The organism is Lentimicrobiaceae bacterium, assembly GCA_020636745.1.
GTDB lineage: Bacteria > Bacteroidota > Bacteroidia > Bacteroidales > Lentimicrobiaceae > Lentimicrobium.
The window spans coordinates 198,674-213,291 of sequence record JACJXH010000007.1; the positions used below are offsets into that span (position 1 = coordinate 198,674).

11 protein-coding genes are annotated in these 14,618 nt (G+C 42.8%); 7 read left to right on the forward strand and 4 right to left on the reverse strand.

The window, feature by feature from the left end; all coding sequences use genetic code 11:
- The first annotated feature begins 5 nt into the window (after positions 1–5).
- The 5 genes from H6541_11750 (at position 6) to H6541_11770 (ending at position 5,175) form a co-directional block, all read left to right on the forward strand.
- Positions 6–926 (forward strand): GHMP kinase, encoded by a 921-nt coding sequence (locus H6541_11750; protein MCB9016463.1) that lies wholly within the window; start codon positions 6–8, stop codon positions 924–926.
- A 34-nt stretch (positions 927–960) separates the two neighbouring features.
- Positions 961–2,034 (forward strand): diphosphomevalonate decarboxylase, encoded by a 1,074-nt coding sequence (mvaD, locus tag H6541_11755; protein MCB9016464.1) that lies wholly within the window; start codon positions 961–963, stop codon positions 2,032–2,034.
- Between the two features lies 1 nt (position 2,035).
- Positions 2,036–3,013: a mevalonate kinase gene (locus H6541_11760; protein MCB9016465.1), complete on the forward strand. Its 978-nt coding sequence runs from the start codon at positions 2,036–2,038 to the stop codon at positions 3,011–3,013.
- A 141-nt stretch (positions 3,014–3,154) separates the two neighbouring features.
- Entirely contained in the window at positions 3,155–4,795 is a 1,641-nt protein-coding gene (gene ade / locus H6541_11765; protein MCB9016466.1) for an adenine deaminase, read from the forward strand.
- Between the two features lie 80 nt (positions 4,796–4,875).
- Entirely contained in the window at positions 4,876–5,175 is a 300-nt protein-coding gene (locus H6541_11770) for a helix-turn-helix transcriptional regulator (GenBank protein ID MCB9016467.1), read from the forward strand.
- A 121-nt stretch (positions 5,176–5,296) separates the two neighbouring features.
- Here the strand turns inward: H6541_11770 and H6541_11775 are convergent, their stop codons facing one another.
- Positions 5,297–7,024 (reverse strand): Ig-like domain-containing protein, encoded by a 1,728-nt coding sequence (locus H6541_11775; GenBank protein ID MCB9016468.1) that lies wholly within the window; start codon positions 7,022–7,024, stop codon positions 5,297–5,299.
- A gap of 251 nt (positions 7,025–7,275) precedes the next feature.
- Between H6541_11775 and H6541_11780 the strand changes: the two genes are divergently transcribed.
- Both H6541_11780 and H6541_11785 read left to right on the forward strand, forming a co-directional pair.
- Positions 7,276–9,198, forward strand: a complete 1,923-nt coding sequence (locus H6541_11780; GenBank protein MCB9016469.1) for a T9SS type A sorting domain-containing protein — start codon at positions 7,276–7,278, stop codon at positions 9,196–9,198.
- Between the two features lie 182 nt (positions 9,199–9,380).
- Positions 9,381–10,421, forward strand: a complete 1,041-nt coding sequence (locus tag H6541_11785; GenBank protein ID MCB9016470.1) for a c-type cytochrome — start codon at positions 9,381–9,383, stop codon at positions 10,419–10,421.
- Between the two features lie 46 nt (positions 10,422–10,467).
- Here H6541_11785 and H6541_11790 read toward each other — a convergent pair whose 3' ends face one another.
- From H6541_11790 to H6541_11800, 3 genes are all read right to left on the reverse strand, one after another.
- A complete protein-coding gene (locus H6541_11790; GenBank protein MCB9016471.1) occupies positions 10,468–11,109 on the reverse strand; it encodes a polysaccharide deacetylase family protein in 642 nt (213 codons plus the stop codon).
- A 289-nt stretch (positions 11,110–11,398) separates the two neighbouring features.
- Complete coding sequence (locus tag H6541_11795; GenBank protein ID MCB9016472.1) at positions 11,399–12,649, reverse strand: DEAD/DEAH box helicase; 1,251 nt, start codon at positions 12,647–12,649, stop codon at positions 11,399–11,401.
- Between the two features lie 387 nt (positions 12,650–13,036).
- Entirely contained in the window at positions 13,037–14,605 is a 1,569-nt protein-coding gene (locus H6541_11800) for a T9SS type A sorting domain-containing protein (protein ID MCB9016473.1), read from the reverse strand.
- Positions 14,606–14,618 lie beyond the last annotated feature (13 nt).

A 14,618-nucleotide genomic window follows, 5' to 3' on the forward strand; every position in this document is an offset into this window, starting at 1 on the left:
TGTTGATGTACCGTTTTCGTGCCAATGGCAAAGTGTTGATTTCAGGTGAATATCTGGTTTTAATAGGAGCCAGGGCGTTGGCAGTGCCTCTGCAATCAGGGCAGACGCTTGAATGTTCTGTTGGTACTAAACCGGGAATATTGCACTGGTCAGCCTTTGATTTGTCGGGTTTGTGGTTTGAGGGACATTTTAATATTTCAGATTTTTCTTTTGAAAATTGTACAGATCGGGATGTGGCTCAACGGCTTCAGTTGCTTTTAACTGAAGTGCGTGCTCTTAATCCTGATTTTTTGCGTGATGAGTTGTCGCTGCGCGTAAATACCAGGCTTGAATTCGACCGTCATTGGGGTTTTGGCAGTAGTTCAACACTTATTTCATTGGTTTCGCAATGGGCTGGCATTGATGCCATGCAGTTGCATAGAAAAGTTTCGGGTGGCTCAGGATATGATGTAGCTTGTGCCAATGCTTCTTCTCCTTTGCTTTTTCAAATTTGTGAGGGCGAAGTTCATATTAGCCCGGTCAGGTTTGGCAGCGCCTTTAGTCAGCACCTCTTTCTGGTCTATCTTGGGCAAAAACAGAATTCTGATAAAGAAGTTGCGGCGTTTAAAGGAAGAATCCATAATTTTACATCGCAGGTTGAACATATATCCCGAATATCGGATCAAATGGCCTCAGCTGAGCGTGTCGAAGTAATTATTGAATTAATGAATCAGCATGAGTCAATTATGGAGGCAGTTCTTGAGAAAACCGCTGTAAAAAAAAGGCTGTTTTCTGATTTTCAAGGAGCTGTTAAGTCATTGGGGGCCTGGGGCGGGGATTTTGTTCTTGTTGCTTCAGTACAGAATGAAACATATGTACGTAATTATTTCACGGAGAAAGGACTTGATGTAATATTCTCCTATAACCAAATAGCACTGCTAACCTGAATGAATAGGTGTACAGTTGGATAAATCCGGAAAAATGTCAGGCTTCAACGAACTTTTGTTAAATGGTGTATCTTCCTGCTGGAAGAGTCCTTCGAATATTGCACTTGTGAAATACTGGGGCAAAAGAGGCAATCAGATTCCTGCCAACGCTTCCATTAGTATTACGCTTAGCGAAGCTTACACCATAACAAAGGTTAAAGCAAAGCCAGCTGCGAAACCGGGTAATGGCCCTGAAGTCTTATTCTGGTTTGAAGGGGAGCACAATTCGTTATTCTCAGCCAAAATAGAGAATTTCCTGAAAGATATTTTGCCTTTTATGCCATTTCTCGATCAGGTTTCACTTGAGATTGAAAGCGGCAATAATTTTCCTCATTCGGCCGGTATTGCGTCTTCTGCTTCAGGCATGAGCGCACTGGCTGTTTGCCTTTGCTCAATTGAAAATCAACTGCTTCAGCAACCAGTTGATGAAAATGAGTTTAAAAGGAAAGTTTCCTTTATCTCCCGTATTGGCTCTGGCAGTGCTTGTCGGTCGGTTTTTGGTCAATATGCTGTATGGGGAAAACATCAGGACGTGGAAGACTCGGCAGATGAATATGCAGTTTCCCTCGGCTTTGAACCTCATGATAGCATGAAAAATATTCATGATACTATTTTTATTGTTGACCCCACTGCCAAAAAAGTGTCGAGCAGAGTTGGTCATAACCTGATGAACGGCCATGTGTTTGCAGAGGCCCGCTATGAACAGGCTAAAATGAACATGTCGCAAATACTGAAGGCCATCCGCACAGGTGATTGGGATTTGTTTGCGGCCATTACTGAAAATGAAGCCCTGAGTTTGCATGCCATGATGATGAGTTCGTCTCCCGGATATGTACTTATGCATCCTAATTCGCTCATAATCATTGATAAAATAATAAACTTCAGAAAACAAACCGGTGCAAAGCTTTGTTTTACCCTGGATGCCGGACCCAATATACATTTGTTGTATCCTCATCAGGAAATGGCCATCCTAAGACCTCTTGTTTCTGAATTGAAGGATTTTTGTTATAACAATTCGGTCATTGAAGATATGATGGGAAGCGGACCGGCCAAATTAAATTGCAGATAATATGAAACACACTTCCGGGACTTTTTATGCAAAGATCCTGCTTTTTGGTGAATATAGCATTTTGTGTGACTCTATGGGGTTAACAATCCCTTACACGCATTTTAAAGGAGAGTTGAGTTTTATCAAGGATGATAAATATACCGATTACGACTTTGCCGTTAGTTCAAATAAATTGCTCCGCGAATATTCAGTTTATATCAGGGGCCTCAAGGATAGTGGAACTTTATTATGCAATTTTAATATTGACGCTTTTGAGCACGATATTAATCATAGCCTTTATTTCGAATCATCTATTCCCCAGGGGTATGGAGTTGGTAGCTCAGGAGCACTTGTGGCCGCCCTGTATGAAAAATATGTTGAAGGCCATGTGTCAGGTGCCAAAAGGCTAACAAAGCCTGAAATCCTGGAGCTGAAAGATGTTTTTTCTCAGCTGGAGTCTTATTTTCACGGAACGAGCTCAGGTATGGATCCGCTTAACTGCTACGTAAAGCATCCATTGCTGATTCATAATAAACGTGATATCTGCATGGTAGGTATTCCAAGGAATAAACATGACAAAAAAGGAGCCATCTTCTTAATTAACACCGGAAGCCCCGGGAAAACCGGTCCACTGGTAAATCTGTTTCTCGACAAGTGTAAGATTGATGACTTCATGACCCGTGTGCGCGAAGAAATGATTCCGCTGAATGATGCCTGTATCAAAAGTTTAATTAAAGGAGAAACCCTTAAATTTTTCTCTACACTTAAACAGCTTTCGGGTTTCTTATATGATAATCTGGCTCCGATGATTCCGGAAACATTTAAAAAAATATGGAGGTACGGTCTTGAAACACAGTCGTTTTACCTGAAATTGTGTGGTTCGGGAGGCGGTGGATTCTTGTTGGGGTTTACCGACGATTTTGATAAGGCCAAGAAAGAACTTCATGACCTGGATGTAGATATTATTCCGGTTTATAAAAGCTTTAACGAAGCTGAATAATTTTTTTTTCTGATTTTATTGTATTGGAGGGGTCAACTTCCCGAATGCGGGGATTTACCTTCATTGGTGCGGGCTTTTTGTTTTCCTGCTTTTTTAAATATGTCTTTTTAACACTATATTTGCTTGTAAAATTTATAAATTATGGCAACAGAAATAACAAAGCTTATTGTTCAGGGTAAAATAGTGGATGTTTTAAACGGTGAAATATTTTCGGGTTCGGTTGAAGTTTCTGATGGCCGGATTATAAATATTGTTAGAGATGAAAAGGCAGAAGGTCCATTTATTCTGCCTGGTTTGATTGATGCTCATGTGCATATCGAGAGCTCCATGTTGCTGCCTTCTGAGTTTGCCCGTCTGGCTGTTGTGCACGGGACCATTGCTACTGTTTCAGACCCCCATGAAATTGCCAATGTTTTAGGTATGAAAGGGGTGCGTTTTATGATTGAAAATGGAAGAAAAGTTCCTTTTAAGTTTTTCTTTGGTGCTCCATCTTGCGTGCCCGCTACACCTTTTGAAACATCAGGCGCATCACTGGGTCCGGCCGAAGTTGATGAAATGCTTTCCTGGCCTGAAATCAGCTACCTTTCTGAGATGATGAATTTTCCCGGTGTGCTTAATGGCAATCCGGAAGTGTTGGCAAAGCTCGCTTCTGCCCAAAAATATGGAAAACCTGTTGACGGTCATGCGCCGGGTGTTGATGGCGACAATGCACGAGCCTATGCTGCAGCCGGCATTTCAACGGATCATGAGTGCTTTACTACCGAAGAAGCCATCGATAAGATGGATGCCGGCATGAAAGTGTTAATCAGAGAAGGAAGTGCAGCCCGTAATTTTGATGAACTTATTTCGCTTATAAAAGATTATCCGGAGATGATCATGTTTTGCTCCGACGATAAACATCCTGATGATTTGGTGAATGGCCACATTAATTTGTTGGTTAAGCGGGCGATTGGTGCCGGCTATAATTTGATGGATGTGCTCAGAGCCTGTACGCTTAACCCCGTGAAACATTATAATTTGAACATCGGGTTGCTCCAAAAAGGCGATCCCTCTGATTTTATTCTGGTTGATAATCTGAGCGATTTTAATATTCTTAAAACTTATATCAATGGTCAGTTAGTGGCAGAGAATGGTCATTCGTTGCTGCAGTGGATGGATGAAGATACACCCAATGTTTTTAATGCTAAAAATATAACGGCGGCCGATTTGGCTGTGCCAGCCTTGGGTGATGCTTTAAAAGTGCAACATGCACTTGAAGGTCAGCTTATTACCATGCTGAAGTTGGAAAGGGCTAGGGTGGTGAACGGTTTGGCTGTTTCAGATACCAGTCGCGATATTCTTAAAATGATGGTGATGAATCGCTATGCCCCGGCTTCACCAGCCATTGATTTTGTAAGTGGTTTCGGGTTGAAACGGGGAGCTATTGCCTCAACAGTAGCGCATGATAGCCACAATATCATTGCCGTAGGTGTTGATGATGAGTCTATGGCACGTGCAGTTAATCTGGTTATTAAAGCTAAAGGAGGAATTTCGGCAGTTGATGGTGATAAAGAGATGATTCTTGAACTTCCGGTTGCCGGACTTATGTCGCAGAAAGATGGATATTCAGTCGCAAACCTTTATAGTCAGATCAATGAAATGGTTATGCAGACTGGTTCTTCGCTCAAAGCCCCGTTTATGACCCTTTCCTTTATGGCTTTGCTGGTGATTCCGGCTATCAAACTTAGTGATAGGGGAATATTTGATGGTAATTCCTTCAGTTTTACCTCTTTATTTGAATAAAATAAATTACATACGTAACATATACTATTAATTAAGAATTTATTATGTAACTTTGTGAAAAATTTTAAACACATCGCGTCATGGCAAAAGAAATCGTCTTAGACATTGTAAAACTAGAGGCTGCCGCCAGTAAGTTGCGCGCTATTGCCCACCCAATGCGGATTGCAATTATTGATCTTCTGAATGAGAAAAAGAAACTGAGCGTAACTGAAATATATGAATATTTGCGTATTGAACAGGCTGCTGCTTCTCATCATCTCAATATTCTGAAAAGTAAAGGAATATTAGCGTCCAAAAGAGAAGGAAAACAAATTCATTATTCTGTCAGAACAAGCTCAATTACTGAGATTATTCAGTGTATTGATAAATGTAATGGCTGATAATTAAGTATTTGCAATTTTACATTGTAAAAAAATATCCGGGTGAAGCTTTATTTAAAGACTTCTTCCGGATATTTTTTATTGCTCCTTGTACAACCTTGTTTTGTTTTTTTGTTACCCGTTAGTCAGGCATTGTAATTTGCCAGTCTTCTTCCATTGTCCAGTTTGATCTAAGCTCAAATTCTTTGGGATGGTAGATCACAAACTCCGGCTGGAGCTTTTTCAGATAGCGGCCAGTGTCCCACTTTTGATTTTTATTGCTGTCGATAATAACCTTTAACCTGTATTTTTTGGGACTCAGATATTTAAATTCCACTATGGCATTATCTTCAATAATATGTTGTTCTATCAGTGTTTCTTTGTCGCCGAGTAATTGCACAATATAATTTATACCGGGTTTCGGGATGCTTATATTTACTTTTAAAGAGCCTGTTTCAGTTTCTGAATATGCCGTAAATTTCATGGCAGTACTGTCGTTCACAGAAGAAAACGCACCCGTAAATATGCTGTCGGGTAAAATCAGGCGATACGTTGAGCCCTCAGCCCATGGATACGATAATTCAAGGCGGGTTTTAACGGAGTCAGTAAAGGCAATGGATGGCTTTATCTGAATTGAATCCTTTGTCAGTTGAATTTTATCAAAATCAGCGGCAATGACAGGTTCTGAAAATTTGAGAACCAATGGCTGGTCAGGCTTTATTCGGCTCGAAATCAGAAAATTTTTAATGGAAAGGGCTGTTTTTTTGTCAGTGGGTTCTGATGTTTGTTTTTTGCCCGTAAGTTTTGTGCGAGGCTTCAATGAAAACTCGAGTGTGTCGGTTTTCATACCGGTGTCTGATACAGCTACTGTCAGGCTGTCGGCTCCCGGGTTAGGTATCCACAAGGTAATGGTGTCGCGTGTGCGATTGATGCTCTCATAATACCAATGGCCATTGAGCTCAGGCTGAAGGGCTTTAAATTCAGGCGACACAGTGCTGCAGCTGAAGGCAAGGCTCAGCACGTTTTCACTTAAAAGCGATGCTTTCAGAATACGCTGAACAGTGTCGGCTTCTCTGAATTGCCGCAGATTTATCGTGGGTGCTTGCATTGTTGTTCCCTCTGTAGTTTCCTCATTAGTAAGGCTGTCCGGTTTTTCGGCAGGGCTGCCTGCAAATCCGGGCTTAATGATAGAGTCGGAAAAACTAATTTCTTCTGTCGGCAGATTGTAAATGTAGTCGGCATTGATATCTGTCAGCGAAAACATGAGATAATTCCCCTGGCGCAGATTGTTGAGGCTATATTCACCTGATGCGCCTGTTCTGGCCAGATAGTAAGGCCTTTCTTTGTATGGAATGGAGTCGTAAATGGTGTCGTACAGCATTACAAATGCTCCTTTAACCGGCTGATTGGTAAAAGCATTGGTTAAATTGCCCGAAACAGATAAGGAGTCGAGAACTGCTCCGGTTGAAAAGGTGAATTGAAAGCCTGCCAACGGATTTGATTCTGTGATGTCTACAATGGCATCTCCAAAGAAGAAATTGTAAGTTGTATTGGCGCGTAGCGCTTCTTTGAATTTCATTATCAGGCTTTTGCCCCGAATGGTAAATTCGGGCTGTTCTCCCATAGGCGGTGATATAACCAGCTGATTCGAAATTTCTTTGAGTGATACAAATTCGCTGAAAGTAAGCGTTACCTTGTCAGAAGTGAAATTGACGCTCTGGTTGGCAGGCTCCGATTTGGTAACCTCCGGCGGAGTTGTGTCTTTGGGGCCTCCTGTGGGTGAAACAGGATTGGCGCATGCAGTAAAAAACAGTACACAGGCTATTGATAGTCTGTATATTGGTTTTAAATATGAAGTGAGATTGCCCATAATTTGGTTTACTTTGCAAAGATGGGAATTTTTAAGCTAAGGCAAAACGGAATACACTGGTATTTTACTGTTCATCTTGCCAATATTCTGACAACCTGATGATGATTTGTTTGTTAAAAATAAGAGGTGACTGTGGGCATCCATGCAAAGTTTGGGCTGGTGTTCTGTTTTTTTACATCCTTCTTTTGCCATATACCTGTTGGAATTGATTAACTTTATCAAACATTCATTATTTTGTTAAATTGATAAGAATGAGGAAAATATGTTTGCTTTTCTTGCTTTTTATATCGGTTGCCTTTTATAGTTTGGCGCAGGATAGTATCATTGTGGGCGCAGGCGTCAGGCATTGTTGCTTTAAAACAGGCGTGACTGAACGTTTGAGGCCTGAAGCTAAAGAAGCGTTTGCTAATTATGATGTACATTACCTGAGGTTTAATCTTTTTATTGATCCTTCGAGGGAAGATATATCCGGCTCTGTTTATACCCTGTTTGAAGTGAAAGGCGATTTGTCGGAAGGCCTGAAAATGGAGTTGTCTACAACGCTGCAGGTAGATTCGGTTACTTTTAACGGTCAATCTGTGTCTTTTTCACACATGGGCGAATTTTCTCTAACCATAAATGCCCCTCACTCATTTCAATCAGGGAGTTTTGCCGCAGTCGAGGTTTTTTACCATGGAGTTCCTTCTCCGGGTGAGGGATTTGGCTCTGTTGGCCGCAAGGAACACAATGGCGAATGGGCTATGTGGACACTCTCCGAACCCTACGGTTGTCGCGACTGGTGGCCCGGTAAAAATGATCTGACAGATAAGGCAGACTCAGTAGATATTTTTGTTCATTCTCCCGAAAAATACCGTACTGCATCCAACGGTGTGCTGGTGAGCGATACCGTAAGCGCAGGTGTACGCACCTGTCACTGGAAACATCGTTATCCCGTAGTTCCTTATCTTATTGCTGTTGCTGTTACTAATTATGATGTTTATACCGATGTAGCTTATCCCGGTGGCAGCCCTGTTGAAATTCTGAACTATGTTTATCCGGAAGATAAAGCTGACATCATGCCCCGCACGGCACAAACAGTTCCGGTAATGGAGCTATACAGTGATTTGTTTTCACCTTACCCGTTTGCCAATGAAAAATATGGCCATGCGCAGTTTGGATGGGGTGGAGGAATGGAGCACCAAACGATGTCATTTATGGGGCGTTTTGATTTTGAAATTATTGCGCACGAGCTTGCTCATCAATGGTTTGGCAATATGGTTACCCTGAACTCATGGCAGGATATATGGCTAAATGAAGGATTTGCCACTTATCTTTCGGCGCTTACTTATGAACATTTTTTTGATGGTTATTATTGGCCTGTTTGGAAGTCGCAAAGTATAGGATTTGTTACCTCTGAACCTGGCGGAGCTGTTTTTGTTGAAGATACAACTGATGTCAGCCGAATTTTCAGCGCCCGCCTTTCTTATTACAAAGGTGCTTTGCTCTTGCATATGCTGCGGTGGGTTTGCGGAGATGAGGCCTTTTTTACTGCCTGCAGGAATTATCTTGAGGATCCGGCCCTGAAGTATAGTTTTGCCGGAACAGCGCAACTCAAAGCACATCTTGAATCAGCTTCCGGAATTGATCTGACTGAATTTTTCAACGACTGGTACTACGGGCAGGGTTTTCCGGCCTACCAAATCAGGTGCTATCAGATGGCGGCCAACGATTATAAGGTAGAGATTAGTCAATCTCAGTCGCACCCTTCTGTCTCATTTTTCGAAATGCCTGTGCCGGTAAGGTTTTCGGGCTCGGGTAAAGATACGCTCATTGTGTTCAACCATCAGGCAGATAAACAGGTTTTTACTATTTTTCCTGATTTTGAAATCGAGCAGGTCGTTTTCGACCCTGACCAATGGATTGTTTCTGCTAATAATCTTGACACACTGATACGAAAGTCAAATCTCGTTGAAATTTATCCGAATCCGGTTGTTGACGTTTTCAGAGTTACTCCTGCAAATGAGAGCCTGACCGGAATTTCGGTAACCGACTGCGCAGGACGTGAAGTAAAAGTGGATTTTTCTGTTGAAGGCAATGGCATTTCAGTAGATGCAACGAGTTTGTCTGCAGGGATTTACTTGATACGGATTAATAGTGTGAATGGAAGCAGAGTGGCTAAATTTTTGAAATTATAGGTTTTAAATCAATGTAACAGATGTACGCCGGCTTTCTTAAACCGGTTGTTTTTGAGGAATGATGTGCTCATGTGATAATTTGTCAGATTGCAGACCCCGGCTGGATTGATAGGGGATATATGTTGAAATATTTGCTGGCATGGGATAAGATGCTTATTTTAGATTATTCAAATTTTGAGCAGATGAAAAACCTGATTCTTTTATTCGCGGTGGCACTGTTGGTCATAACAGGTTCTTGTAAAAGTAAATCAACTGCAGACAAGCTGCTGGCCCTGAAAGCTGACAGTGTGCTTGTGCAGGCAAAACGTGTTTTCAAGCCTTTGCCCGACGAAGCTATAAATCCGGATAACCCATTAACACCAGAAAAAATAGCGTTGGGAAAGATGCTGTATTATGATAATCGCTTGTCGGCAAACAACACACAAAGTTGTAATACATGTCATAATCTTGATACATATGGTGTAGATAACAAGGCTACCAGCCCGGGCGATAATGGGGTGCCCGGAACCCGTAATTCGCCTACTACGCTCAACGCTGCCCTGCATTTTGCGCAATTTTGGGATGGACGGATGAAGGATGTTGAAGAACAGGCCGGCGGGCCGGTTGTAAATCCGGCAGAAATGAATATGCCCAGCGAGGAGCTGGTGATAACCAGGCTCGCAGGTGATGTTGGTTACAAAAAGATGTTTGCATCGGCTTTCCCCGGTTTAAAAGAACCGATTACTTTTGAAAATATGCGTAAAGCCATTGGCGCCTTTGAGCGTACTTTGCTTACGCCATCGCAGTTTGATGATTTTCTGAAGGGTGATCGTACGGCATTAACCCTGCAGGAGCTCAACGGGGTGGAAATTTTTATAAATACCGGATGTACAGCCTGCCATATTGGTCCCCTTAAAGGAGGAAGTATGTTTCAGAAATATCCTTTGTTTGGCACTCATCAGGAGCTTACCGGCAGTAAAACTGATGATTTGGGCAAAATGCAGGCTACAAAAATTGAAACTGACAAGTACCTGTTTAAGGTACCTTCGCTTAGAAATGTGGCTGAAACCTGGCCATATCTGCACGATGGTAGTGTTAAAGAGCTTGACAGGACGGTTTTAATTATGGGCAGGGCAGAGCTGAACAAACAGCTTTCAACCGAACAAACTGCCGGCATTGTAGCATTTCTTAAAACCCTAACGGGTGAAGTTCCTGAAAGTGCAAAACTTGCAGTTCATGATTGATAAGGGTGGCAGTTGGAAAAGGGGGCCACTTAATAAAAGCTTTTTATCATCCGCTTTGCTGTTTAGTCAGTTCAGGTGTGATGGCACTAAAAGTGAAGCCCTGTTGTGAAAAGTGTTCAAGAAAGCGGGGCAGGGCATAAAACAACCGGTCGGCGGCCTTCAGGCTGTCATGAAAAACAACGATGCTGCCATCTGAAGTGTTTTGCGTGGCATTATTCAGTACCTTTTCGGGACTGGAGTCTAAATCAAAGTCGCCACTTAATACTGACCACATTATAATTTGATAGTCAGGCTTTATTGATTGGATGTATGACGGCCTGATGCGGCCATAGGGCGGTCTGAATAGCGGACTTTTTACCATGCGATGGCATTGCCCGATGTCGGCCAGGTATTCATTCAAAGGGGTTTTCCAGCCGTTCAGGTGGTGATAGGTGTGATTACCGGTTGTATGTCCGGCTGCCAGTACTTTGCCATAAACATCAGGATGCTTGTTTACATTATCTCCAACGCAAAAAAAAGTGGCTTTGGCATTGTATTCTTTAAGAATATCCAGCACTTGCGGCGTAATTTCAGGGATTGGTCCATCGTCAAATGTCAGGAATATCTTACCAGGCTGATTGTCTATTTGCCAGGTGAGGTTCTTTCGTGTAAGACTGCGCAGCAGCCCGGGAGATTTGGAAATGTACATGAAGCAGGTTTAGGTCAGGGCCTCTGAAGAATAGAGTCTGAACAGGATGTGTTCAGAATGCGTTTCTTTGTACCAGTGGAATTTAAGTCCGGATTCCATTGGTTCACTCGGTTTATTTTTAGCCCACAAATTTAATCCTTCTTTTTTAATGACCAGTTATAATATAAGTGGGATTGTTGATGAACCCGGTAAAACAAAAAATGCGCTCCTGTTGTTACAAGAGCGCATTTTTTATAAGTAAAGGTGCATATGCCTGAGGATTAGCATCGGTGCAATGCCCCTTGGAAAATTACCAACGTTTTCTCTGGAAGGGGCGCTGCGCAGACGATGAGGGTCGTGCAGGCCTTTTTTGATGTGCGGGCTTACGCGACCTGTCGGCTACTGTAACTTCGGCAGCAACAGGCGTGCTGGCTACAAATCCATCCATTTTTTTAACTTCAATGTTCTGAGGTAAAAGTTTGTTGATGTCCTTGAGGTTTCCGCGTTCATCTGATGCGCAGAAAGAGATAGCTGTTCCAGATTCCCCGGCGCGTCCTGTACGTCCGATTCTGTGTACATAGGTTTCCGGCACTTCCGGCAACTCAAAATTGATTACATGTGAAAGTTTGTCCACATCAATGCCACGCGATGCAATATCGGTAGCAACCAGCACTTTTATGGTGCGGTTCTTAAATCCCTGTAATGCTTTCTGGCGGGCAAGCTGCGATTTGTTTCCATGGATGGCTACTGCCGGAATGCCTATTTTGATCAGCTCGCGGGTTACTTTGTCGGCGCCATGTTTGGTGCGTGTAAATATCAATGCGGTTTCAATTTCTTCCGAAGCAAATACCTGGTGAAGCAGTGCTTTTTTATCGGCCTTTTCAACAAAATAAACAGATTGATTCACACTTTCTGCAGGAGCTGAGAGCGGTGCTACATGTATCATTACCGGTTCGCGCAGCAAACTGTCGGCCAACGACCTGATTTCAGGCGGAATAGTGGCTGTAAAAAAGCCTGTTTGGCGATATGTTGGCAGCTTGCCGATGATACGTTTAATGTCAGGTGCAAAGCCCATGTCGAGCATGCGGTCAGCTTCGTCAAGGATAAAAAATTCAATACTGTTGAGCTTGACAAAGCCCTGATTCATTAAATCGAGTAAACGACCTGGTGTAGCAATTAATATATCCACCCCTTTTTTCAGGATAGCTGTTTGAGGGTTTTGCGATACACCTCCGTAAATAACGGTATGTCTGAGCCTTAAACCTTTGCTGTAATCAGAAAAGCTTTCACTTATCTGGATGGCCAGCTCGCGGGTAGGGGCCAATATCAGTGCCCTGATGCCTGCAGTTCTTCTGTCGGCCTGTCCGGCGTAAAGTTTCTGTAAAATTGGAATGGCAAATGCCGCCGTTTTGCCCGTTCCGGTTTGGGCGGTGCCGAATACATCGGAGCCTTTGAGCAGATGCGGTATTGCTTTTTCCTGTATGGGGGTTGGTTCTGTGTAACCCTTTTGTTTAAGCGCCTGGGTTATGGGCGCAATGATGTTCAGATTTTCGAATGTCATGTATAATTAATAAAATGATCGCAGCCGGCAAACAACCGTGGCTTTTCGGAGTGTCCTGTGTTAATTCTGAAAGATTTCCTGTATTAACGAAGGTTCGATTGGCGGGAAAGGATATAAACCTATAAATGAGTATCAGCTACTTTAATGAGCTGCAAAGATAAACATAATGTTTTGATAAAAAGGATTTTAATCTAATCCCGAGGGTTGTTTTGTTGAAATATTTCTGCAGCTGATTGATTTTCATGCTGGTAATGTGCAATTAATCAGCATTATATGTATTTTGTTCAATGCTGATGCTTAGCCGTTCACTGCCCTTGTTTTTGACTGATTTGCTCCAGGTTTTGAAATTTAAGTGAAGTCAGGCGGCTTTTTCAGGCTCTTTAGGATTTAAATAATGATAATTCTTTTGAATATCAGGCTTTTATTGTCTGAAATGCGAAGAGTGTAAACCCCCTTTCCCGATTCTTCAAGATTTATTATTTCCGATATGCCTTTACGGAAGGACTTGACATAAATCAGCTTTCCGGCCTGATTGCTTATAATTACATCAATAGTTCTGTTTAGCAGATTATCATAATATAGATGAATTTCGCCTGTTGACGGGTTGGGATATGCCTCAAATAACAGTAATTCCTGTTTTTCAACTGCTACAGGTAACCCTGATTGTATGACCTGTACTGTGTGCGGGCTTATTCCCCATGCACTGATTATAAGGTTAGCGGTTCTGATTTGAGTAGAAGGGTTTGCTGCATATGAAACATCAATTACGCCATTGCCAAAGCCTGAAAATGCTGTTGTGCACCAGCTTGCATCGCATTCTACGTTCCAATTTGTATTGGATGTCACCGCAAAATAAGTTGTACCGGCCGGTGGGTTCACTATTTGTATTTCGGGCTCTACCTGCAGATTTGCGGTTATACCAGCCTGTTGTAACGTAACTAGCTGGTCGCCTCCTTCTGTTGCCGAAACTGTAATGGTGGCAGTCCGGTCTGTCAGATTCTGGTTTTCGGTATAGCTGGCTGTGATGATTCCGTTCCCGCTGCCCGATGGGGTTACTGTACACCAGTCAGCATCACATTGTGCTGTCCAGCTGGTGTTTGACTGTACCGAATACGTAACGCTGCCGGCATTGGCCGATACAGATTGTGATATCGGGGTAACACTCAGTATGGTGCCTGCTTGTTCGTATGCAATGGCTGCGTCAAATATTTCCGTTACAAACTGAGGTGCTACCAATGCGGTAGCTGCTGCATTTGGGTGACTGTCAGTATTGCTGACAGCATATTGCAATTGTTCGTATCCGTTTTCATCTGTCAGTTTTTCGAAGTAGTGAAATACATAAACATTGGATGGGAAAACGCCCGTTTCCGGGTCCAGTCCCTGGGCCAGGGTGTCTTTGGCCCAGCTGGTAAAGCTTTTCGATAATGCTGCGGCTTGCGGATTTGTGGCGCCTTCTACCAGTGGGGCATTGGTCCAGATGACGAAAAAGTTTTCAGGGTGGAGCGACATTTTTCTTACCATGTGCCTCCAGTGCCATTTGTAGTTGTACACCGATTTGATGCTATAGTTCAGCGTATCTGATGCCTGGCCGTATCCGGTCATTTCTGACGATGGATAACATGATTTGATGACAATGATTTTTTGAGAGGAAAGGATGGGTGACAGATCTGCGTTTGGGTCCTCGTTGTCAAAAATCCTGTGCCAGCGTTCCCATTCATTCACCCAGGGGTTTAACGGCCAGTCCTGTTCCTGCATCGATACCTGGTCGGCACCTGAATATCCATGCTGGTTGTTGTAGCTGATTATCTCTGAAGGTATACTGGTTGCTGAGCCATTAGGCCCCCATATGTTTTCGCCGGTTGAATGATGGAGAAATACACCACTGCGATAGGTTGTTTGTGATTCTCCCCTTGAAAACAGGGCAAGTGTCAATAAAAAGCTTATCATTATTTTCATGGCCGTGGGTTAA

Coding starts and splice junctions, on each gene's coding strand:
- H6541_11750 (MCB9016463.1), top strand. CDS start 6: ATGTACCGTTTTCGTGCCAATGGCAAAGTGTTGATTTCAGGTGAATAT.
- mvaD (MCB9016464.1), top strand. CDS start 961: ATGTCAGGCTTCAACGAACTTTTGTTAAATGGTGTATCTTCCTGCTGG.
- H6541_11760 (MCB9016465.1), top strand. CDS start 2,036: ATGAAACACACTTCCGGGACTTTTTATGCAAAGATCCTGCTTTTTGGT.
- ade (MCB9016466.1), top strand. CDS start 3,155: ATGGCAACAGAAATAACAAAGCTTATTGTTCAGGGTAAAATAGTGGAT.
- H6541_11770 (MCB9016467.1), top strand. CDS start 4,876: ATGGCAAAAGAAATCGTCTTAGACATTGTAAAACTAGAGGCTGCCGCC.
- H6541_11775 (MCB9016468.1), bottom strand. CDS start 7,024: ATGGGCAATCTCACTTCATATTTAAAACCAATATACAGACTATCAATA.
- H6541_11780 (MCB9016469.1), top strand. CDS start 7,276: ATGAGGAAAATATGTTTGCTTTTCTTGCTTTTTATATCGGTTGCCTTT.
- H6541_11785 (MCB9016470.1), top strand. CDS start 9,381: ATGAAAAACCTGATTCTTTTATTCGCGGTGGCACTGTTGGTCATAACA.
- H6541_11790 (MCB9016471.1), bottom strand. CDS start 11,109: ATGTACATTTCCAAATCTCCCGGGCTGCTGCGCAGTCTTACACGAAAG.
- H6541_11795 (MCB9016472.1), bottom strand. CDS start 12,649: ATGACATTCGAAAATCTGAACATCATTGCGCCCATAACCCAGGCGCTT.
- H6541_11800 (MCB9016473.1), bottom strand. CDS start 14,605: ATGAAAATAATGATAAGCTTTTTATTGACACTTGCCCTGTTTTCAAGG.